The sequence below is a fragment of the Vibrio sp. ES.051 genome (assembly GCF_002563795.1).
Classification (GTDB): Bacteria; Pseudomonadota; Gammaproteobacteria; order Enterobacterales; family Vibrionaceae; genus Vibrio.
In genome coordinates, this window is sequence record NZ_PDJL01000006.1 from 539,297 (window position 1) to 561,533 (window position 22,237).

The 22,237-nt window shown below is 46.9% G+C and carries 15 protein-coding genes and 5 tRNA genes; 8 read left to right on the forward strand and 12 right to left on the reverse strand.

What is annotated here, in order from left to right; translation table 11 throughout:
* The first annotated feature begins 1 nt into the window (after position 1).
* On the forward strand, positions 2-574 hold the full coding sequence (locus tag ATG66_RS19645; protein ID WP_098416916.1) for an ECF-type sigma factor: 573 nt from the start codon (positions 2-4) through the stop codon (positions 572-574).
* 2 nt (positions 575-576) lie between these two features.
* Positions 577-2,145 (forward strand): hypothetical protein, encoded by a 1,569-nt coding sequence (locus tag ATG66_RS19650; protein WP_098417135.1) that lies wholly within the window; start codon positions 577-579, stop codon positions 2,143-2,145.
* A 9-nt stretch (positions 2,146-2,154) separates the two neighbouring features.
* Here ATG66_RS19650 and ATG66_RS19655 read toward each other — a convergent pair whose 3' ends face one another.
* Positions 2,155-3,021: a hypothetical protein gene (locus ATG66_RS19655; protein ID WP_098416917.1), complete on the reverse strand. Its 867-nt coding sequence runs from the start codon at positions 3,019-3,021 to the stop codon at positions 2,155-2,157.
* A 242-nt stretch (positions 3,022-3,263) separates the two neighbouring features.
* Between ATG66_RS19655 and ATG66_RS19660 the strand changes: the two genes are divergently transcribed.
* Complete coding sequence (locus tag ATG66_RS19660; protein ID WP_098416919.1) at positions 3,264-5,483, forward strand: putative Ig domain-containing protein; 2,220 nt, start codon at positions 3,264-3,266, stop codon at positions 5,481-5,483.
* Between the two features lie 57 nt (positions 5,484-5,540).
* On the opposite strand, the gene ATG66_RS19665 is transcribed toward ATG66_RS19660, so the two are convergent.
* From ATG66_RS19665 to ATG66_RS19685, 5 genes are all read right to left on the reverse strand, one after another.
* The gene (locus ATG66_RS19665; protein ID WP_098416921.1) at positions 5,541-6,536 is read right to left on the reverse strand and encodes an SPOR domain-containing protein; all 996 of its coding nucleotides are present in this window, start codon (positions 6,534-6,536) and stop codon (positions 5,541-5,543) included.
* Positions 6,537-6,699: 163 nt separating this feature from the next.
* The gene (locus ATG66_RS19670) at positions 6,700-7,656 is read right to left on the reverse strand and encodes an ABC transporter permease (RefSeq protein WP_098416922.1); all 957 of its coding nucleotides are present in this window, start codon (positions 7,654-7,656) and stop codon (positions 6,700-6,702) included.
* Positions 7,657-7,658: 2 nt separating this feature from the next.
* Positions 7,659-8,636 (reverse strand): ABC transporter permease, encoded by a 978-nt coding sequence (locus ATG66_RS19675; RefSeq protein ID WP_098416924.1) that lies wholly within the window; start codon positions 8,634-8,636, stop codon positions 7,659-7,661.
* A gap of 144 nt (positions 8,637-8,780) precedes the next feature.
* Positions 8,781-10,334 carry an ABC transporter substrate-binding protein gene (locus tag ATG66_RS19680; protein WP_098416926.1) on the reverse strand — a complete coding sequence of 518 codons (1,554 nt, stop codon included), beginning with the start codon at positions 10,332-10,334 and terminating at the stop codon, positions 8,781-8,783.
* Positions 10,335-10,426: 92 nt separating this feature from the next.
* The gene (locus tag ATG66_RS19685) at positions 10,427-12,142 is read right to left on the reverse strand and encodes a dipeptide ABC transporter ATP-binding protein (protein WP_098416928.1); all 1,716 of its coding nucleotides are present in this window, start codon (positions 12,140-12,142) and stop codon (positions 10,427-10,429) included.
* A 665-nt stretch (positions 12,143-12,807) separates the two neighbouring features.
* On the opposite strand from ATG66_RS19685, the gene ATG66_RS19690 reads away from it, so the two are divergent.
* The gene (locus ATG66_RS19690; RefSeq protein ID WP_098416930.1) at positions 12,808-13,533 is read left to right on the forward strand and encodes an HAD family hydrolase; all 726 of its coding nucleotides are present in this window, start codon (positions 12,808-12,810) and stop codon (positions 13,531-13,533) included.
* A 180-nt stretch (positions 13,534-13,713) separates the two neighbouring features.
* Here the strand turns inward: ATG66_RS19690 and ATG66_RS19695 are convergent.
* The 5 genes from ATG66_RS19695 to ATG66_RS19715 form a co-directional block, all read right to left on the reverse strand.
* Positions 13,714-13,790, reverse strand: a tRNA-Pro gene (locus tag ATG66_RS19695).
* Positions 13,791-13,813: 23 nt separating this feature from the next.
* Positions 13,814-13,889, reverse strand: a tRNA-His gene (locus tag ATG66_RS19700).
* Positions 13,890-13,939: 50 nt separating this feature from the next.
* A tRNA-Pro gene (locus ATG66_RS19705) sits at positions 13,940-14,016 on the reverse strand.
* Between the two features lie 70 nt (positions 14,017-14,086).
* A tRNA-His gene (locus tag ATG66_RS19710) sits at positions 14,087-14,162 on the reverse strand.
* 32 nt (positions 14,163-14,194) lie between these two features.
* A tRNA-Arg gene (locus ATG66_RS19715) sits at positions 14,195-14,271 on the reverse strand.
* A 335-nt stretch (positions 14,272-14,606) separates the two neighbouring features.
* On the opposite strand from ATG66_RS19715, the gene ATG66_RS19720 reads away from it, so the two are divergent.
* Positions 14,607-15,020: a c-type cytochrome gene (locus ATG66_RS19720; RefSeq protein WP_098416932.1), complete on the forward strand. Its 414-nt coding sequence runs from the start codon at positions 14,607-14,609 to the stop codon at positions 15,018-15,020.
* A 94-nt stretch (positions 15,021-15,114) separates the two neighbouring features.
* Here the strand turns inward: ATG66_RS19720 and rep are convergent, their stop codons facing one another.
* On the reverse strand, positions 15,115-17,130 hold the full coding sequence (gene rep / locus ATG66_RS19725) for a DNA helicase Rep (RefSeq protein ID WP_098416934.1): 2,016 nt from the start codon (positions 17,128-17,130) through the stop codon (positions 15,115-15,117).
* Positions 17,131-17,299: 169 nt separating this feature from the next.
* On the opposite strand from rep, the gene ATG66_RS19730 reads away from it, so the two are divergent.
* From ATG66_RS19730 to vmeD, 3 genes are read left to right on the forward strand one after another with little or no spacing between them, the layout of a single operon-like run.
* A complete protein-coding gene (locus ATG66_RS19730) occupies positions 17,300-17,881 on the forward strand; it encodes a TetR/AcrR family transcriptional regulator (protein WP_098416936.1) in 582 nt (193 codons plus the stop codon).
* A gap of 18 nt (positions 17,882-17,899) precedes the next feature.
* Positions 17,900-19,006 carry a multidrug efflux RND transporter periplasmic adaptor subunit VmeC gene (vmeC, locus tag ATG66_RS19735; protein WP_098416938.1) on the forward strand — a complete coding sequence of 369 codons (1,107 nt, stop codon included), beginning with the start codon at positions 17,900-17,902 and terminating at the stop codon, positions 19,004-19,006.
* 11 nt (positions 19,007-19,017) lie between these two features.
* The gene (gene vmeD / locus ATG66_RS19740; RefSeq protein ID WP_098416940.1) at positions 19,018-22,140 is read left to right on the forward strand and encodes a multidrug efflux RND transporter permease subunit VmeD; all 3,123 of its coding nucleotides are present in this window, start codon (positions 19,018-19,020) and stop codon (positions 22,138-22,140) included.
* Positions 22,141-22,237: the final 97 nt, after the last annotated feature.

Below are 22,237 nucleotides of genomic sequence, written 5' to 3' on the forward strand. Positions count from 1 at the left end.
GATGGCAACCACTGCAGTACTGACAAAAATCATTCAACAATGGCAAACCGGTGATAAACAAGCGGAGAGTGAATTATACCAGTTTGCTTATTTACAACTGCGCAAGATTGCTCAGCAAGAGCGCGATCGCAACGCCAAAAAATATGGCATGGACAACAAAGTATTGGCCGATAGCGTCAACAGCACCACCGCCTTGATCCATGATGCCTATCTAAAAATGTCCCATTGTGACATGCGTGACATTGAGACAAAACGTGATTTCTTCTTGATGGCAGCCAAAGTCATGCGCCAAATTCTGATCGATAACGCACGCTCACACCAAGCGCAAAAGCGTCAACACATCACGGTGATGAACGATGAGGAAGATCGCTTCGAGCAATTACTCATCATGGATAAAGTGCTAGACAGTTTCAGTAACCGTTATCCACGCCAATCCAGTGCACTAAAACTCAAGTATTTGATGGGGATGAAAAATCAAGAAATCTGTGAACTGCTCGAATGCAGCGCCAGTTTGATTGAAAAAGATCTCAAATTCTCTCGCAGTTGGCTGCACTTACGAATGGCACACACGTAATGATGACGAAAAAATTTTGGATAACCGGCGTACTTTGCGCCAGTTTACTGGGTCTTTATTGGGTTTCTGCTGAAAGCAACTTGGCCTCTGCGGCCAATCCGTCGGACATCGCAATAAGCTCGGCCGATAACACGAAACAGCAGAATGAACGCACACCTTTAATCGAAGTAAAACAAGCACTAACAGCATCGGCCCTCAATCGCCCCCACCAGCAGACTGATGAGGACGCATTTCGTTCCGCCCCTTTGGGACAGGAAGGATCGCTGACCAGTCCGTTGAATACTATTGAAACAAGCTCACCTTACAGCACGACGGTTGGGGGCGACCAGAACCCCGCTGAAGATGGCCCAACAGGCAACCGCAAACCGATCATCAACCTCATGGTAGAACAACAGCTTCAAACCATGATTTATGCTTGGGAGTTGAGCCAAAATTCACCCATCAATTATTCATTAAGCCTCAACCATTTATTTGAGGACCCAGACGACGATTTCCTCACCACACGGATTTGGCTCGACAATGCCAATGGGTTAAGTGTGATGAATCAAGGGTCAATCATGGTGCAAGGTGCCGCTGAAAATATTGAAACGACCACATACCTTACCGTCGCCGCTCGCGATGATTACCATGGCGATAGCGACCACGCTTGGACCACCACGCGCTTTGAGCTGCCTGCCGTAACCCAAGAGCAAAATGACACGAAGCATCCATTGGAGGGGGATATCGTTTATCGCCTTGAAACCACCCACCGGTTAAACGGCCAATACACGCTGTATGAAGTTGTGTACTGCGAGGCATTCAAATTTGTTCAGCAAGACGTGTTTTATGCCGCTTCCAACAATAAAACACACTGTCCATCTGATAGACAACTGACCAAAGTGGGCACCTATACCGTTAACGCAGATGAATTAACCGTTTCCAGCCAGTTATCGTCCCTCGACGCACAACAGACCTGGACGTTGCAAAAGCAATACCCATCACTTAAACACCCACAAGTCAGTAACTATTTTGTCAGCGTCTACAATGGGAAACAGTTCGAAAGCTACACCATGCAAAAAAGCCGCTCTGCGATGGAAGCGCGCATTAACGCATCCACGGGGCAATATCTGTATCAGATGGCATTTTTTGACTATTTGCTGCCACTTCCTAACGGCGAGTATCTGGTCAGCGAAATAGGTAACTTTATTTATAATCATGAGACTCAGGTGGTGGGCCCGTTTGGTGAGACCCTCGACTCCGATCTTAACCTGCGAACTTACGAGCAAACCCTGCGCTGCGCCGATATCGCACCTTGGTATGACAGCCACGTCATCGCCGGCCAAGGCAATTATCAGATAGACATCATCTCGACACCGTATCCAGACGATCCAACGTATAAAATTGATTGTTACCAATACACCAGCGACCGAGAAACAGGACAAAAATCCTTAGCGTTTGATCTGAATTATTCGCCCTATGATGAGCTACTCGAAGGTGAAGTTTACAGTTATATTCTTCGTCCCAAGCCCCAGTACGCACAGAGGGTGGAAGAGATAAAATTAAATCTGATTTATCACGCTCCACCCCAGTAACTGTGATGTTTAGAAGCTCCACAGAGCTTTTAAACCAGTGCTCCATGTCAGCGTTTCCGATTCAGGTAAAGTCGCTTTCACATGCTGTGTCGCCTGTTCCTGACAAATGCCATCGGTCATGGTTTTGCAGTAGGTGGCACTCACGGTATGAGAATCCGATTCAAGACGTTTCTCAAACCCAAGCATAGCAAACCAACCCAGATGTAGGCCTTCGAAAATCTCGTAACTGATCGTACCTTCCACACTGGTACGAAGGCTGTGACTATCGAAATCCGTGTCGCTAAATTGGGTAGAAGAGGTCTGGCTGTACAACGGAAGACCAATCAACGCCTTACCTGAGATATGCCACTTATCCTCAGCGAATAATGTGCCGTCATCGTAAACCATGCCCAAATTCGCAAAGATACTGGTGGTGGTTTCTTCCCATGTGCCGTGAAAAAATTTGTTGCCCTGCGCGGTGTAGTTCTTGAGGCCGTAGCGGGTAAAAGTCTGATAGCTCAGCGATGGACCGACCACAAAGCGCCAGTTATTTTCCAATTTGTAATGCACGAGAATATTGGTGGCGGTTTTTAAGTATTCCGCTTCATTATGTTGAATCACTTGACCGTTCCAACGCCACTCTTCTTCACTGTTCACCGGTGAGAAAGTTGCCAGTGCATCGATAGAAAAATCGAAATCCTCATTAATGCGATAAAGCCCACCGGTATTGATCACCGGATTGAGTAAATTGACACTCGAGCGTGCAGCACCAGCTTCCTCGTAATTGACGTTCTCGACTCCTAGAGTAAAGTACGAATAACCATGGCGATCATCGAGCTCATTCGCCGTGACCGACGAAGCAACGCCCAATAACGCGAAAGCCACATAACTCTTCATTAGTCTTATCCTTTATATCCTTAACGGCGGCAGATAATAACGTTGCGCTATGTAATTCCAAACCTGTTGTTGATAAAAAAAACAAAAATAAATTTTACGGTTTTTCCGCTATTTTTCGTGTCTTGAAATCGCGCCTCAATCGCTGATAAAAACAGCGCCATCTATGCCAAAGTCGGCATGTATGACGATTTCTTTCCTCTTGGGAAATGAAAGTTGAATTCGATTTAAGGACATAATAAAAAATGAAAAAGCTTAGTTTACTCGCAGCGTCAGTGGCTATCGCCCTTACTGGATGTGGGGGCTCAGACGGAGGGTCTTCCGACAGCACGCCGGCTCCCGGTGGCTTGGTCATCACGGCCATTGATGGCTACCTACAACAGGCTCAAATCTGGGTCGATGAAGACGGCAATCGTAGCAACGGTTGTGAGCTTAATACTGGAGAGCTGACCGATGAAAATGGTCAAGCGACCATCAGCAAAGCCGACTTTGCCGGTATGGATGTGTGTATCAAAGCGGTGGCGAATACCACCATTGATAAAGATCGTGGCCTTGTTGCATCCGGTTTCACTCTCGCGTCACTGGCAAACGACCATGACCAGATCATCGTTAACCCGATGACCAACATGGTAGTTGCAAAGGTTAAGAGTCAACTCGCTGGCGATCCAACACTGGATGTCGTTGCAGCGAAGAAAGCGGCAGAAGATGAAGTTGTCGCCGCCGTGACTCAATCAGGCTCAGGCCTAAAAGCAGATGCCGCAATGATTTTCGGTGATTATATCGCTAACTCATCAACCTCTGACGAAGCAAAAGCACTGAAAGTGATTGGTGAAACGCTGGTCGACCATAAAGATCAATCCGTTGAAAAACAGCTAGCCATCACAACCGCCGTCGCAGAAAAAACTCAAGAAATCATCAACAGCAATGCCCCTGAAGAGATTGATGACTTTGCCCCCGAGATCAACGTCTCTGGAGATGGCACAGTCACCGTCACCAAAAATAGCCGCCCTGTGGTATCAAACCCGTTGACACCAGTCACCATGCAACTTAGCGATGCATTCACAAGCATGGATGCGAGCCAAAACTTCAGCGATGCAGAAGGCGACACACTGACGTTCAGCATGCAAGCGATTGGCGGCAATACAAATGGGCTAGCGATTGATGCAACAACCGGTGTCATTACAGGCAAACCAAAGGCAGCAGGCGAGTTTATTTACCAAATCTTTGCCGAAGATGCGAAAGGCTCACTGTCTTACCCAGCGACTCTGACGGTCACTATTGAAACGCCAAATACCGCGCCAACGCTTAGTGAACCAACGCTAGCGACTCTTCAAACAGAATTGAATGCTCGCATTTTCACTCAAGGTGAAGCGGTGAATGAAGTAATCACCTCTACTGGGTTATTCCAAGATGTTGATGGTGACAAACTAACCTATACGGCAAGCAATGTTCCTAGCGGTATGACCGTCACTTTGACAGATAACCAGCTAATGTTAACTGGTACCCCAACTGTAAAAGGTGCTAACGTTGTGACACTTTCTGCAAAAGATGAGATCAACCACACCGCAGCCACCGCAAATATTACCATCAATATCAAAGAAGCGGTCATTGAGCCAACCCTGCACCCGCTTGAAGGTAAGACTTGGTATCGCCTAGAACATGGCGGCGGTACGGATTCCATCAGCTTCGATTACTCACGTATCTGGTGTGATTCAATTCGTTTCGAAGATGGTCAAGTGCTCGGTAACCACCGAGATTTAACCAACCTCATTCAGTGTGGCGATATTGCCACAGAGTCGTTCTCAAATGGTACCTACGTCATCGAAGGAAATACATTGATCGCGACTTTTGCCGGTGAAAACGGTACGCCTGAGACAGCGGAGCTGACCGTTAGCGATGCCGACGCCGTATCTACAGGTGCGAAGTCTTTACAATGGAAGTACGCGGACACTCAAGAGATTGAACTGTACACCTTATTTAGCAACAAGGTTGATGCTGAGGCGCGTATCCAGATCCAATCGGATGACATCGCAGATAAGCGCATGTTCCCGATGACACTACCAACGGCCATTGAAGGTCAATACGCCACGGGTAAAGCGTCGGTATCGCTGTTAGAAAACACACACATCGGTGATGACGGTATGATGGATGCCAACCTGATTCTTGAATTCGATAATCAAGATTTTACGTGTGCTGATGTGAGTGAGTTTTACCAAAGCATGCGATTCACTGGCGAAGACTTGTCACCATATGGCGTGGATTCTATCGACCCTTCAACCAATGGCTTCGAGTGTTATAACAATGTCGAAAACAGCATCACTCACGCCGCCATCGACTTTGATTTACCACAATTGACAAAGAACGAGGTTTACAGCTTTGTTGGTAAAGTGAAACCAAGTCAAGGCGCCTTTATTGAAGCGGTCAAATTTAATATCAAATGGACTGGACAAGGTAACAACGAGTAATTTTGTTCACATTTCTAAGCCCCGCATTGCGGGGCTTTCTTCGTGATTAAAGCCTGATTATTTCACGCACATCACGTTCAACAATGAAGTGCCGGTGAGCTGATTCGACTCACGATCAGCAAACAATCCTTTTCTACTTTGGCCCCAATACGGCAACTGCAGTGGCCAATGATTTTTTTCCATCACGCCTGAGGATCTTAACACCTTAAACTCATCTGGCGTGGCTAACCTCATTCCGAGCTGCTGACATATTTGCTGCGCATTTTCATAGTTAAGACGATTCCACGGCTTACCGTATTCCATATAAAACTGGTTATTGTCGTCAAGCGAGTATGGCACCACATAGGTTTTATCTTGCAACGAGGTTTTCAGCCGAACTTCAAGGTCATCATTCCCCGTGACGATTAGCGTCGGCTTAGGCCTAACGACAGATTTAGTCGATGACTTACCACGCGTATTTTTGGACTTGGTCTCAGGGTTCGTTGCCGGTGCTTTAAACGCCTCGGTATCCGCACGAATGGCGAGTTCTGGAGCGGCTTTGGGGGCAATCGGCGGGGTTGGTGTCACCGAGGACGTTGCAGGTTTAGGTGGTGTCACAGACTGTGTAGCGCCTTTTCCAACCACCCGGATAAACGCTTCTTTGTAACTCGACAAGGTTTTGACTCCGCGCAAATCCTTCATCGCGATTGACAGCACTTTGTATGGCCCTATCAAACAACGGTAGCCATTCGGTTCCGGCTTCATCCATACGTCTGTAGTGATGTGACTATAAATCGGTTTCGCTTTCGCGAGTGATATTGGTTTAGGCAGTAACCCGCATTGGATCCAGTAGAGGTGATTGCCTCCTTGCGGCACTTTACTTCCCCACACCCCGTTACCAATCGGGCATGTTTGCTCAAGCACCGGCAGCTCTTTGTCACTAGTCTGGGTCGCCTGACAAAAAAACTCTTGTGCAAATACCGAGCTAGAAAACTGAACGCACCCGATTAACAACCCGAAGCTTAGGCTTGTTGGGATGAGATGAGAGGGGGATCGTGCCTTCTTCATTTCCATACGCTTCACTCTACTATTAGTTAGTGGGTAAGGTCATTATGGCGGCAAAGCGCCAAAAAAATGTGAATAAAGAATAGCTAGCAAAAAAAGAGCCGGAATTGTGTATCCGGCTCTCAATTCTAGAAGGAATCAAGCGAGTTGACAGCGCTTGGTGAAAAAAGTCTTACCCTTTATACAATTTCGGGTTAAACACATCACGTAGCCAGTCACCCAGCAGGTTGATAACCAAAACCAGCGTCACGAGCACAATGCCCGGGAAGGCGGTGATCCACCAAGCGCCGGAGAAAATGTAATTAAAGCCAATGCTGATCAGTGCGCCGAGCGATGGCTGATCAACAGGCAGACCCAAACCTAGGAACGACAGTGCCGCCTCCGACATGATGGCATTCGCGACCTGTACGGTTGAGATAACCAAGATAGGCGACAGGCAGTTTGGCAAGATATGACGAAACATGATGCGTGGCGCTTTAAAGCCCATCACGCGCGCCGCTTCTACGTACTCTTTCTTCTTCTCTGCAAGTACCGATGCACGAATCGTTCGCGCATACTGTGGCCATTCCGCGACGCCGATGATCACCACCAGCATCACGACCGCATATTGACTGTAGAAATCACTGCCGAAGCTGGCTTTAAAAATGGCCGATACAATAATAGCCACCATCATGGTTGAGAACGATAACTGCACATCGGCAAAACGCATCAAGAAGCTATCGATACGACCCCCGAAGTAACCTGCTGACAAACCAATAATGATACCCAGAATTAGCTGTAGACCGACCGCTAGGAAACCGATGGTGAGCGATAAGCGTGAGCCGTAAAGAATGGTCGATAAAATATCACGGCCTTGCTCATCTGTACCTAAGACAAAACGCTCATCACTGTCTTCCATCCAGGAAGGTGGCAGTTCTGAGTCCATGATATCGATAGAAGTTAAATCATACGGATCGCTCGGGGCTAGGATCGGCGCTGCTAATGCCAATACTAAGAACACCATAAAGACCGTAAAGCTCGCCATCGCCACTTTATCGCGCTTAAAATAGTATAAAAAGTCCGAATTTTTGAAGCGCTGCCACGCCGTTGGCACAGCGGAAGGAGCAGCAGGAGTATGGGTTTGGCTCATGATTAAGCTCCTTTTCCAGTCAGGTCCACAGTTGGGTTAATGATGCCGTATAGCAAGTCAACGATGGTATTGGTTACCACAAAAATCAAACCAACAAAAATAACGTAAGCAGTGATCAACGGTGTATCAACACGGTTGATTGCCTCGAGGAAAAGGAAGCCGGTTCCCGGCCACTGGAATACCGTTTCGGTAAGAATGGTGTAAGCCACCATGGTGCCAATTTGCACCCCACCGACGGTCAGTACCGGTAACATCGTGTTCTTGAGAGCGTGTTGGTAATAAATCTTTTGTAAATTTAACCCTTTGGCTTTGGCGAACTTAATGTATTCCGAACTCAAAACTTCGAGCATCTCTGAACGCACCAACCGAATAAACAACGGTAACATGATCGATGCTAGCGCAATACACGGCAGGATCAGGTGCTTAATGCCATCAATGGTGAAGAAACCCGACTCCCATCCGAGAACATTCGCCGTTTCCCCCCGTCCATACGACGGTAGCCAACCAAGCTCGATAGAAAAAACGTACATCAGCATGATGGCGGTTAAGAAAACCGGTATCGAGATACCGACACTGCTCATCGCCATGACAAATTTAGTAAAGACACTCTTTGGGTGAATGGCGGAATACACCCCGAGTGGTATAGAGAAAACGATGATGATGAGCGTCGCGCCCAACACCAGCTCGAGCGTGGCCACCAGCTTGTCGAGGATAACCTCAACCGCAGGTCGCTTGAAAAAGTATGATGTACCCAAATCACCTTGCAGCGCATTACCGACAAAGCGTGTGTACTTTGTGATAAAGGGATCGTTCAGGCCCAATTCGTCACGCAGCGCTTGACGCTCCGATTCTGAAACCGACTGACCTACAAGCTCACGCAGCGGATCACCCAGGTTGTCCTGAATGGCAAACGCCACCAAACTGATCACAAACATCACTATCAGTGCCTGAAACAGGCGCTTGACCAGAAACGAAAACATTCCTTGCCCCTTAACTGTCCATAGTTCTCTAAACTTAGAGAGAAAATTCAGTCTGTAAAACGAACTCAATCCGACTGAAATAAAACTGAGCCAAGTGTCGAAAACAGAGAAGGACTGGCGCCCCTCTCTGTCATGACTCAATGATTACTCAACCACTAGGTCACCAAAGTAAGGCATGACCATTGGGTTAACGATGTCAGCCGCTTTCACGTTAGACTTCGCACCCCACGCTTCACTTTGCCAGTGTAACGGTACGAATGCAGCGTCGTTGTATAGCGTCGCTTCAACGCCTTTCAGCATTGCTGCACGTTTCGCTGGGTCCGTTTCGACGTTCGCCGCTTCAACCGTTTTATCCATTTCTGGGTTTGAGTAGTAACCACAGTTGTACTGACCACGACCGGTTTCTTCGTTACGAGTCATGGTTAAGAACTCGTTGAAGTTGGCCGAGTCCTCTGTATCCGAGTGCCAACCGATCATCAACATGTCTGCGGCACATTTATCAAATTCAGGCCAGTATTGCGCTTTAGGCATGGTTTTCAGATCAACTTTGATGCCGATCTTAGACAGCATTGCGGCCGATGCTTGTGCTACTTTTGCATCGTTTACGTAACGGTTGTTTGGCGCCATCATGGTCAGCGTAAAGCCTTGCTCGTAACCAGCTTCTTTCATCAGCTGTTTCGCTTTTTTCAGATCGTAGCGCGGAACCAGTTTTTCGTCATGCCCCACGTAGCCAGTCGGACTTTGTTGGCCTGCTGCCGTGGCGAAGCCTTTCATGATTTTCTTCACGATGCCTTCGTTATTGATGGCATGCACAATCGCCTGACGAACGCGTACATCTTTCAGCGCTTCATTGCTGTTTTGGTTCATTTGGAAGGTGATGATACGTGTACCTGGCAAGGTAACGAGGTCGATACCGTCCGCACCTTTCACACGCTTGTGATCGTTTGGTGCGACTGGGTGAATCATGTCTACACCACCGGAAAGCAGCGCTGCCACACGTGTCGCATCTTCTTTAATTGGCACTAGCGTTAACTTGTCTACGTTCCCTTTTGACGCTTTATCCCAGTAATCGTTAAAACGCTCAAATTCAACTTTTACCCCTTGCTCACGTGATGTCACGATGAAAGGACCCGTACCGGATACGTGAGTCGATGCAAATGAGTTACCATGCTTTACGAGCTCGGACTTGTCTTTGCCGTCTTCTGTCTTACCCGTGTAGAACTTGCTGTCCATAGGGAAGATGTACGTCGCCGTTTGCAGTACCAGTGGGTATGGGCCTTTTGTGACTAAATCGAACGTGTTGTCGTCCACTTTGACGATTTTTTCGTAAGGGTCAAAGATGTTTTTAAAGTCTGGCGAATTTTGAAGACGCTCGAACGTCCACACCACATCATCAGCCGTTAGTGTATTACCTGAGTGGAACGTCACGCCTTCACGCAGGGTGAAGCGAACGGTCGTATCGTTAATACGCTCCCAGCTTTCTGCTAGGCGAGGTTCGAAGTCCATGGTTTGCGTGAAACGAACCAGTGGATCAAACACCATGTGTGACATTTGCAGTGTGCCGCCAGACAGCTGTTCATGTGGGTCAAGCGAGACAGGGTCTGCGGCGTAGCCCACGGTAATATCAGCTGCTAATGCGTTAAAACTTAGGCCAGCGGCCATTAGCGCCACTGCTAATTTGCTTTTCATGGTTTTCATTTGCATAACTCCTTCATGCGGGGATCCGGATCCCTTGTTGTTGTGTTTGCGTCTTTATTATGACTAAAGGTTGGCCAAGCGAGTCACTTGGTTTATGCCATTTTTATCTCTTCTCTCAAGCCCGTAAATTCAGGCATCAAAGAAATCAATTTTTGGCTGTACTCGTGTTGAGGTGCCGTAAATAGCTGTTCTGTTGGCGCCACTTCCAATAACGTGCCCATTTGCATGACACCCACTCGGTCACACATTTGACGAATAACCGGTAAGTCGTGGCTGATAAACAACATCGTCAAGTTCAGCTCACTTTGTAGATCTTTCAACAAATTCAGAATTTGTGCCTGTACCGAAACATCCAATGCTGAGGTCGGTTCGTCACAGATCATAAGTCGAGGGCGGGTTGCCAGAGCGCGTGCAATTGAAATACGTTGACGCTGGCCACCGGAGAATTCATGAGGATATTTAAGCCCTGCCATACGGCCTAAGCCAACGTGATCAAGCAGGTCATGAACAATTTGGCGAGTCTCTGATTCATTTTTAGTCAATTTATGAAAGCGAATTGGCTCGGCAATAATATCGAACACCTTCATTCGAGGATTCATTGACGTGTACGGGTTTTGGAACACCATCTGCATTTGACGACGCATTGGGCGACGCGCTTTCTCTGACTTCAACGCCGTCAGATCAATACCTTCAAATTTCACCTGCCCGGCGTCTGGTTGATACAACCCCGCAATCACACGGGCGATGGTGGATTTTCCTGAACCAGACTCACCCACTAGACCAAACGTTTCTCCCTCATGCACTTCAAAACTCACGTTATTCGATGCCTGCACGTATTCACGGCGGCTTTCAAACAATGAATCTTTGGTCACAAAGCGAAGGTTGACGTTTTTTACATCCAGCAGAGGGCCTGTGTACTCGCGCTCATCCTGAGTTTGTCCTAGCCAATGGTTCTTAATGTCTAGCGGCTCCATTTCTACGGCTTCTTCGATGTAACTCACCAAAGGAAAACGATCAAGCTTTCTGTCTGAGCGCGGAACCGCCGAAATCAGGCTGCGGGTGTACGGGTGGTCTGGATCACCCAACACTTTCGAGGTTGGACCAAACTCGACCAAGTCGCCACGGTACATGACCGCCACTCGATCGGTAACGTTCGAAACCACCCCCATATCATGCGTCACTAGCATGCAGCCCACATTGTTCTTGATGCACAGCTCGCGAATCAAATTCAAGATCTGGTCTTGGATAGAAACGTCTAGGGCCGTGGTGGGCTCGTCGGCAATGATCAGATCGGGCTCGCCCGCCAAAGCAATCGCGATCACCACACGCTGACGCATACCACCAGAGAACTGGTGAGGGTACTGTTTAAGGCGATTTTCCGGCTGAGGAATGCCCACTTGTTGCATCAGAGAAAGTGCACGTTGATACGCCTCTTCATCCGACACCTTCATGTTGGCATGAATGGTCTCTTTGAGTTGCTGTTCAACTGTAAAGAGCGGGTTCAGTGAGGTCATTGGATCTTGGAAAATAAAACCAATCTTAGACCCACGAACCTTACGCATCGCTTCTGGTGATAAACCAGAAATCTTCTCTCCATCCAAGAATACATCACCATTGGCAACGCGACCTGGAGGGCTTAACAAATCAATCACGGCGTTACCAACGGTGGATTTACCCGCACCTGATTCGCCAACCACCCCCACAATTTCACCACGATCAATATGAAAAGAAAGCGATTTCACGGCCGCGTGAATGCCGTGTCGGGAGGGGTATTCGATACGAAGGTTTTTCACTTCTAATAGTGACATTTCAGACCTCTACTGCCTTGTCTGTGATATAGAATCGCGCTAAAGGCGCCATTCATCACCTAAATGAATCCGTTCAAGTTCAGAATAATACTCTGAAATTTTAATGCGGAAACAATTTGGCAAAAATCACACAAAAAAGCAACAATTAAAGTCTATTTCGCCGTAAAAACATAAAAATAACGCACAATTATCGAATAAAAATGCATTACAAAGTATTTAACCTTTTTCATATCACGCTATTTTTGTGCGCTTTGCACCATTAAAACCAGAAAAATGCTCTAAAAATAAACATCATCTCCCGCCAAACAGTAACCATATTATTCACATGTGCTTATTAACATCTACCAAACAATACCATATATAAAAAACGATTTTCCGACATAAAATATTACTAATAACATAGTCGACAAATATAAAAAGCCAAACTTCACTCTCATTATATGAGATTAAAACGTGAGCACATCAGCAAAACCACTCAAATTCCCTGTCTAAGCGAAATATGCGCCCCTTATGCGATTTAATGACCTAATGATGAAATAACGCCAACACAAGGATACTGCCCGTTTGTCGTAAAAAAGTGCCAGCTTTAGCACTTTACGGTGTGATTGAGAGTGAGATAATAGAAAATCAATGTCAGAGCCAGTTGTAAATGAAAAGGAGCCCCTGTGCTGAAAGCGATTTTTTTTGATATGGACGAGACTTTATGTGCAACATCACAAGCCGATAAAGTGGCAGGACAAGAGTTTACAACTTGGGTTCAACAGACCTACCCACAAGTCACCGAACCCCAAGCTTTTTTACAGCGCTACTTACAAGGAGTGTACAAAAAACTGAATGCGGAGTTCCCTCACCTTGTGACTCTGCTACCCGATGAAAATGCGTTCCGTTGCGGCCTGATCCAAACGATTCTAGCTGAGTATGGGATCAGCATTAATGCTGCGCAAGCGCAGCAGGCGCAAGACTATTTTGACGCTGCTCGTATGGGGGCTTTTACCTTCTTCCCTGGGGTAAAAGAGATGCTCAGCGAACTGCGCCAGCACTATAAGCTCGTGGTGATCACCAACGGCCCAATTTTCTCACAGCATCCAAAACTCAAAGCAACACAAATGAGCGACTGGGTAGACCATATTATTGTGGGTGGGGAAGAGCCTGAAGAAAAGCCAGCCGCGAGTATTTTTCAAAAAGCCCTCAACTTAGTCGATGCAAAGCCCGAAGAAGCCTTACACATCGGTGACTCTTTACCTGCAGACATCGCAGGGGCCAACAAGATGGGCATTTTAAGTGTTTGGGTAAACCCAACAGGCGCAGACAACCCAACGGGCATCAAGGCAGATTATGAAGTGAAAGAGACCGTCGAACTAAAAGAAATTCTCAAAACACTCGCACAATAATAATCAGGTTTTAGAAACTCAGCCCCAAGCATCAATCTAGGGGGGATTGTGTCAGATGGCACCGCTTTTGGAGCATAGATGGTTACACTCCCTTTAGCCCCTTCTCTCACAAACAAAAACAGAAATAGAGCGTTCAGAATGCAAAAAAGCCTCGATATTTCTATCGAGGCTTTTTAATGGTGGTCGGTGAAGAGGGATTCGAACCCCCGACCCTCTGGTCCCAAACCAGATGCGCTACCAAACTGCGCTATTCACCGAGCATATATTCTTTAAATAAGAATGGGGTGGCTAACGAGACTTGAACTCGCGACAACCGGAATCACAATCCGGGGCTCTACCAACTGAGCTATAGCCACCATCAAAATTGTTACGTTTACCGCTTAATGTTAGCCATAAACAAAAATAGTGGTCGGTGAAGAGGGATTCGAACCCCCGACCCTCTGGTCCCAAACCAGATGCGCTACCAAACTGCGCTATTCACCGACAATGTTTTATCTTGACTCAAATCAAGATTGGAAGCAATGCTACCGCATTCAATCTAAAAAAGAAAGAATGGGGTGGCTAACGAGACTTGAACTCGCGACAACCGGAATCACAATCCGGGGCTCTACCAACTGAGCTATAGCCACCACTGATTTTTACCGATTATCCTCCGGGATAATGGTACGCCCGAAAGGATTCGAACCTTCGACCTTTGGCTCCGGAGGCCAACGCTCTATCCAACTGAGCTACGGGCGCATGCCCTATCGGCGGAGTGGAATAATACGGATATCACACTATGCCGTCTAGTACTTTTTTTACTTTTTTTATCGTTTGGTCTCTTTTTCGACAGTTCTCTTTCTTTAAAGTGAATTTTTGATGTGATTCACGCCCTGTCATGGATAACTTGTTGTTTATTGCAACAAGTTATCGGGATATAATCACCCGTTATTTACATTGATTTAACAGCCGCAACCGAGTTGTCTAATCATTCTATGCCATTTGCAGGAAATTTCGATGTTTTCTATGATCGGCATTAATACTCTAACTATAAATAGGTAAGTCACTTACCTCGGGAATGTAAAGTGGGTTTAATGGATATGTCTCGACAAATGATTAGCGTTTTGTTCGCTGCCTTAACGTTTTCTACGGCAGCCTTAGCTTCTGACATCAGCCAAACTGAATACGATGCGATTGCAGAACGCATCCAACCTGTCGGTGATGTTTATCTAGCAGGTTCTGAGCCTGTAAAAGAAGAACCAACCGGTCCACGTGATGGCGCCACCGTTTATGGGACTTTTTGTATTGCTTGTCACGCATCGGGGGTCAATGGAGCACCAAAAACAGGTAATGCCGACGACTGGGCTCCGCGCATTGCGCAAGGTCAAGATGTTCTCGTCAAGCATGCGCTTGAGGGTTTCAATGCAATGCCTGCAAAAGGCACGTGTATGGATTGTTCTGATGATGAAATCATTGCAGCTATCGACCACATGATTGAAGGCTTGTAATTTCGCAACCATTCATGCTGAAAAATTAAGAAAGGCTTGCCGATTGGCAAGCCTTTTAGTTTAGTGTGTTCTCTTGTATGTCTTTATATCGAAATCACTTCTTAAACATTGAACGTAGGTTCGCGATGTGTGCTTGCCCTTTTGCCATTCGCTCTTCTTGTGACACCGGCTTTTTATTGACTTCCCACTCGACATCGTCAAACGGTAATTCATCCAAAAAGCGGCTTTGCGTTGGCTTAATGAGCTCACCAAACTGACGGCGTTCTTTACACATCGTAAAGGTTAGCTCACGTTGCGCACGCGTAATACCTACGTACATTAAGCGACGTTCTTCTTCGACATTCTCTTCATCAATACTGGATTGGTGTGGCAAAATTCCCTCTTCCGAACCAATCAGATAAACATAGGGAAACTCCAGGCCTTTAGAGGCATGCAGGGTCATCAACTGAACCGCATCGTTGTCTTCGTCGTCTTCGCCACGCTCCATCATGTCGCGCAACGTTAAACGCTGAACCACCTCTTTGAGCGTTTTCTCCTCTTGGTCGTAGTTATCACCTTCAAGGTCAGCCACTATCCAAGAATAAAGATCCGACACGTTTTTCATCCGCATTTCGGCGGCTTTCGGGCTGGCTGAGGTTTCGTATAACCAGTCTTCGTAGTGGATATCACGCACCAAAGCGCGCACCGCTTCGACGGTATCCCCTCGCTCAGCTTGGTCTGAAATAGCGACGAGCCATTGAGTGAATCGACGTAAATTCTCCAAACCACGACCTGTTAAGTGCTGCTCAAGCCCCATTTCAAAACTCGCTTCGAACAAACTTTTGCCACGCATATTCGCGTAACTGCCTAGCTTCTCCAGTGTCACGGGCCCTATTTCACGTCGCGGTGTATTCACGATACGTAAGAATGCGTTGTCATCATCAGGGTTCACGAGTACTCGTAAATACGCCATGATGTCTTTAATTTCTGAGCGCGCAAAAAACGAGGTACCACCAGAGATTTTATACGGTACTCGGTTTTGCATCAGAGATTTTTCAATTAAGCGTGATTGATGGTTGCCGCGGTACAAGATCGCGTAGCCACGGTATTCGGTTCGATTTAAAAACTTATGGGCGATCAGCTCACCGGTCACACGTTCGGCTTCATGCTCTTCATTTTTTGCCAATAGGACTTTGAGCTTCTCACCATCAGGAATTTCAGAGAACAGTGACTTTTCATATACGTGTGGGTTATTGGCGATCAGGATGTTTGCCGCGCGTAGAATTCGACTGGTTGAACGATAATTCTGTTCCAGTTTGATCAGACGCAAGTTAGGGTAGTCTTCACCCAGTAATACCAAGTTCTGAGGTTTGGCACCACGCCATGAATAAATCGACTGGTCGTCATCCCCCACAACGGTCAAACGCCCACGTTCACCCACAATCAATTTTACCAACTCATATTGGCTGGTGTTAGTATCTTGATATTCATCCACCAACAAGTAACGAATTCGAGCCTGCCAACGCTGACGTACGTCTTGATTATTACGCAGCAGCAACACGGGCATGAGGATAAGATCGTCAAAGTCGAGCGCGTTGTAGGCTTTCATTTGCTTCTGGTACATATCAAAGCAGAACGCAAACAACTGCTGTTGCTCACCTTGCGCATACGCTTTGGCTTGTTCGGGCGTCAGCATGTCGTTCTTCCAATTGGAAATACAGCTGAGCAACTGACGCAACAGATCTTTATCACCATCAAGCTGCTTTTCTGTTAGCTCTTTTAATAAAGCCAGCTGGTCTTGATCATCAAACAGTGAGAAGCCCGCCTTTAGGCCTAACTGTTTGTATTCACGCTTAATGATGTTCAACCCCAAGGTATGAAAGGTGGACACCATTAACCCTTTAGATTCTGCCTTACCCAACGTTTGACCAAGACGCTCTTTCATTTCACGCGCGGCTTTATTGGTAAAGGTTACCGCAGCAATATTCCGGGCTTTATAACCGCACTGCTGAACCAAATAAGCAATCTTGTTGGTAATAACGCGAGTTTTGCCTGAGCCAGCACCGGCGAGCACTAAGCATGGGGCAGACACGCATTTTACGGCTTCATCTTGACTAGGGTTCAGCTTCATACAAATTCTCTGCAGATGATAAATATGCCGCCTATGATAAAGGGGTGTCCACATGAAAGCTACGCTGATTTCTCGTAATTTTTACACGTAAAAATGCAGATTTCTGTTGCATAATGAACCTGATTTCACGCTATAATGAATGAACGTTCATTCATTTCTGGGAGGGATGATGAAGGATAACCCTGCTGCAGAGAAACGAGAACAAATTCTGACCGCGGCGGAACAGCTCATCGCAGAGTCTGGTTTTCAAGGACTTTCGATGCAAAAACTCGCTAACGAAGCAGGTGTGGCAGCCGGAACGATTTATCGTTATTTCTCAGATAAAGAACATCTTTTGGAAGAGTTACGCCTCAACGTTGCAAAGCGAGTTGCTACTGCTGTGCAAACAGGCGTCAGTGACGAGATGCCGTTGAAAGAACGTTATCAGGCCATGTGGCTCAATATCTGGAGCTTGGCAAGCTCTGACTTAAACGCGCTCTGCAACCGAGTTCAATATGAATCTTTACCCACTTCAAATAGAAGCAATACTCGGGAACTTGAAAGACAAATGTTTGCTCAAGTAGAGCTTCTTTTCGATCAAGGGAAAGCAGAAGGGGTGTTCAAGCCTCTCGATAATGAAGTTCTTTCTGGGTTGAGTTTTGAAGCAAGTGTCACACTTGCCAGAAAACACGCTTTAGGATTTTATCAACTGGACAACAAGGCATTAAAAGCTACCATTGAAGCCAGTTGGGATGCAATTATTAAACACTAACTTGGAGTTCTTAATAGAATGAAAAAGTGGACTTTCTTTATGTTACTTATCGCCATTCTCTTGTTTGGCAGCGTGATAGGTTTCAACATGTTCAAGCAACAAAAAATTGCTGAGTATATGGCGAACCGGCCTGAACCTGAATTCCCTGTCACCGTGACAGAAGTAAAAGCGGTAGATTGGGTACCAGTGATCGAGGCGATTGGCTTCATCGAACCAAACCAAGGCGTAACTGTTGCCAATGAAACCAGCGGCGTCATTGATAAAATTGCCTTTGAGTCTGGCACTCAAGTCGAGGTGGGCCAGCCTTTAGTACTACTAGACTCTGATGTAGAAAAAGCCAACCTAAAAAGTTCACAAGCGAGGCTCCCCGCCGCAGAAGCGAAGTATAAGCGCTACCAAGGCCTATTCAAAAAGGGGTCAATATCTAAAGAAGCGTACGACGAAGCTGAAGCAAATTACTTTTCATTACAAGCCGATATTGAAAGCCTAAAAGCGACTATTGACCGTCGTGAAATCAAAGCGCCCTTTGCTGGTGTGGTTGGGATCCGAAATGTGTATCTTGGCCAATACATTCAAGCCGGTAGCGATATCGTGCGCTTAGAAGACAGCAGTGTAATGCGCTTACGCTTTACGGTGCCACAAACGGATATTTCTCGTATCAACCTCAAGCAAGAGATAGATATCTTTGTTGACGCTTATCCGGATCAACCTTTCAAAGGCTCTATTTCAGCAATTGAACCCGCGGTTAATGTACAAAGTGGCCTTATCCAAGTTCAAGCTGATATACCCAACAGCGACGGCAAATTACGCAGCGGTATGTTTGCACGGGCAAACATCATTTTGCCTAAGCTAGAGAATCAAGTGACTCTCCCTCAAACCGCGATCACCTTTACGTTATACGGCGACAATGTGTATATCGTGACGGAAAAAGATGGCGAAAAACGCGTAACACAGCAAGTAGTGCAAGTGGGCGAACGTACCAAAGATATCGCACATATTTTAGAAGGCGTGAAGCCAGGTGATGTCGTGGTGACATCGGGCCAAGTCCGTTTGAGTAACCACGCCAAAGTCAGCATTGTTGAAAGCGATGCAACTACCCCACCTGCTGAAACACCAATGCTTTAATTGGAGGCATCATGCGCTTTACTGATGTTTTTATAAAACGTCCAGTTTTGGCGGTATCGATCAGTTTTTTGATTGCATTGCTTGGTTTTCAAGCCGTGTTCAAAATGCAAGTTCGCGAATACCCTGAAATGACAAATACGGTGGTTACTGTTACCACCAGTTACTACGGTGCAAGTGCTAACTTGATCCAAGGCTTTATTACTCAGCCCTTGGAACAAGCGGTCGCACAAGCCGATAACATTGATTACATGACCTCACAGTCGGTGCTGGGTAAATCAACCATTACCGTCAACATGAAGTTAAATACCGATCCGAATGCGGCGTTGTCCGACATCCTGGCCAAGACCAACTCGGTACGCTCTCAGCTTCCAAAAGAAGCGGAAGATCCGACCGTAACCATGTCGACAGGTTCGACTACGGCGGTACTGTACATCGGTTTCACCAGTGACGAACTGTCTTCAAGTCAAATCACTGACTACCTTGAACGTGTAATCAACCCGCAGCTGTTTACCGTAAACGGCGTTTCAAAAGTGGACCTATACGGTGGTATGAAGTACGCACTGCGCGTATGGCTAGACCCTGCAAAAATGGGCGCTTTGAAGCTTACCGCCACTGACGTTATGAGCGTTTTGAACGCCAACAACTACCAGTCAGCAACGGGTCAGGCGACCGGTGAGTTCGTACTGTACAACGGGAGTGCCAACACACAGGTCTCTAACGTTGCAGAGCTCGAAGCCTTAGTTGTCAAAACAGGCCAAGGTGATGTGATTCGTTTAGGTGACATCGCCAAAGTCACCCTCGAAAAGAGCCACGATGTTTATCGAGCCAGTGCTAATGGCCAAGAAGCGGTGGTGGCCGCAATCAACGCTGCGCCAAGTGCTAACCCAATCAACATCGCAGCGGATGTGCTTGAGCTATTGCCTCAACTTGAACGCAACCTGCCAAGCAACATCACCATGAATGTGATGTACGACTCGACGATTGCCATCAACGAATCGATTAATGAAGTAGTGAAAACGATTCTAGAAGCGGCGCTGATCGTTCTTGTGGTTATCACTCTGTTCTTAGGTTCGCTCCGAGCGGTCATTATTCCGATTGTAACCATCCCGCTATCACTGATTGGTGTCGCGATGGTGATGCAGGTCATGGGCTTCTCTTGGAACTTGATGACACTGCTCGCCATGGTACTCGCCATCGGCTTGGTGGTGGATGACGCGATTGTCGTATTAGAGAACGTCGACCGTCATATCAAAGCGGGAGAATCCCCGTTCCGTGCTGCCATCATTGGGACGCGTGAAATTGCCGTACCGGTTATCGCAATGACGCTAACACTCGGTGCAGTATATGCCCCGATCGCACTGATGGGGGGAATTACAGGCTCGCTATTTAAAGAGTTCGCTCTCACACTAGCAGGTTCGGTATTTGTGTCAGGCATCATCGCGCTGACACTGTCTCCAATGATGTGTTCAAAAATGCTTAAGGCAAATGAAAAGCCGAGCAAGTTTGAACTGAAAGTACATCATCTGTTAAACGGTCTGACTAACCGCTACGAAAAAGTACTAACCGCTGTGATGGCGCACCGTCCTGTTGTGCTTGCATTCGCGGTGATTGTATTTGCAAGCTTACCGGTTTTGTTCAAATTTATTCCAAGCGAACTCGCACCATCGGAAGATAAAGGGGTAGTGGTATTACTGGGTACAGCACCATCGAACTCGAACTTGGATTACATCCAAAACACCATGGATGATGTGAATGAAATTCTGTCAGCTCAACCTGAAGTGGAATACGCTCAGGTCTTTAACGGCGTACCAAATTCAAACCAAGCATTTGGTCTAGCCACACTGAAACCTTGGAGTGAACGAGAAGCGAGCCAGTCTGATATTACCAAACGCGTGGGCGGTCTCGTATCCAGCGTACCGGGTATGTCAGTTACCGCATTCCAGATGCCAGAGCTCCCTGGTGCAGGTTCTGGTCTACCGATCCAGTTTGTTATCACGACACCAAATAGCTTTGAAAGCTTATTCACTATCGCCAGTGATGTTCTAACCGACGTGGCAAGCAGTCCCATGTTTGTCTATTCGGATTTGGATCTGAACTACGATTCAGCGACGATGAAGATCAAGATTGATAAGGACAAAGCTGGCGCATACGGCGTAACCATGCAAGACATCGGTATCACGCTTAGCACCATGATGGCCGATGGTTACGTTAACCGTATCGACCTCAATGGGCGTTCATACGAAGTGATTCCACAAGTTGAACGTAAATGGCGCTTAAACCCAGAGTCGATGAAGAACTACTACGTGCGTTCTGTAGACGGAAAAGTCGTACCACTTGGGAGCTTAATCACCATTGATGTGGTAGCAGAGCCGCGCTCTCTACCACACTTTAACCAGCTCAATTCGGCGACTGTCGGTGCCGTTCCATCGCCGAATGTTGCGATGGGCGATGCTGTTAACTGGTTTGAAGACATCGCGCAAAACAAACTCCCTGCGGGTTACAACCATGATTATATGGGTGAAGCGCGTCAGTTTGTGACTGAAGGGAGCGCGCTCTATGCGACATTCGGTTTGGCGCTAGCCATTATTTTCTTAGTATTGGCGATTCAGTTTGAGTCCATTCGCGATCCGATCGTTATCATGGTATCGGTGCCATTGGCTATTTGTGGTGCCTTAATCGCATTAGCGTGGGGGACAGCGTCGATGAACATCTACTCACAGGTTGGTCTGATCACGCTGGTTGGCTTAATCACCAAACACGGTATCTTGATCTGTGAGGTCGCGAAGGAAGAGCAGCTACACAACAAGCTGTCGCGTATCGATGCGGTTATGGAAGCGGCGAAAGTTCGTCTTCGTCCAATCCTAATGACGACAGCCGCGATGATTGCAGGCCTGATCCCTCTGATGTACGCAACAGGGGCTGGTGCAGCGCAACGTTTCAGTATTGGTATCGTCATTGTGGCTGGTCTAGCAATTGGTACTCTGTTCACATTGTTCGTGTTGCCAGTGATTTATAGCTACTTAGCAGAAAAACACAAACCACTGCCCGTTTTTGTCGAAGACAAAGACCTAGAAAAACTCGCGCGAGTAGATGAAGCCAAAGCCGCGCATCGTGATTTAGCGGATAATAGATAAACACTCAAAGTAGAGAAAAAGGTCACTTCGGTGACCTTTTTATTGCCGTTCTCTTTTTTGCCATCTAAATGGCGACTTTCACGTATCATTTACTTAG